The following is a 779-nucleotide window of genomic DNA, read 5'->3' as shown; positions in this document are numbered from 1 at the left end:
GCGTTAGCGTTAACTTTTTTTCTAAGGAGAGATATATGTACAAAACTGTTTTTGCCGTAACGGCTACCCTAATTCTTGTTGGGTGTGTAGCTTCTAATCCAAACAAGCCTGCTGGCACGACTGGTGAAGCTACGAGTCCAATTAGTCCGGCCAAGCTGACACTTGAAGAAGAACGACCAATAGCGAAATCTTATTGTGATGAATTAAAAAGAGGCCTCCCTACTGAAGATCCATTATTTAAGCTCAGGGGAAAGGTAACAATTGCTTCATATGGATCAACTTACTCTCATGAAATCAAGCAATTTGGTAAAAAAGATATATATCAGGAGTATTTCGTAGATACTCCTAAAGTACCTGGGCTTCAAATATTAACCTGTGGATTTATACCGTTTTTTCAAATAGCCAAGGCTGAATATTTAGCCGAATCTCGCTTTTACAAGATCACTCTGAAGAACGACAAAACATTTACTTCATCAACAGGCTTTCCATTTTACCGTCTCGATCCTGACAAGAATGCTTATTATAGAGTTACTAGAAATGATAATTATGATGAAACATGGTTCTGGTATATGGTCGAAGATCCACGTTACAAAGAACCTCGTGAAATAAGCCCTGATCCAACGTTAATAAGGGTGTTAGAGGTCTATTAAATTAACTTTCGGTTTGGGAGGGACGTCCCAATAGGCGTTTTTACGTTACAACGGAGCGTGGGAAAGTATGCTAACAAGGCCAGTCAAGCGACGCCAAAAAGCGGCGCGCCTGCTGGCAGCGTTAGCAGG

General features: G+C 40.8%; 1 protein-coding gene. It reads left to right on the top strand.

The annotated features are described in order from the left end of the window. Positions 1-650: hypothetical protein (locus ACRCA4_RS14975; protein WP_433190382.1), on the top strand; the 650-nt coding region annotated here is incomplete at its 5' end. Positions 651-779 lie beyond the last annotated feature (129 nt).

The organism is Rheinheimera sp. WS51 (assembly GCF_050936095.1).
Classification (GTDB): Bacteria; Pseudomonadota; Gammaproteobacteria; order Enterobacterales; family Alteromonadaceae; genus Alishewanella.
Note: the sequence above shows the minus strand (reverse complement) of the source record. Positions and strands in the feature narration are given on the sequence as shown.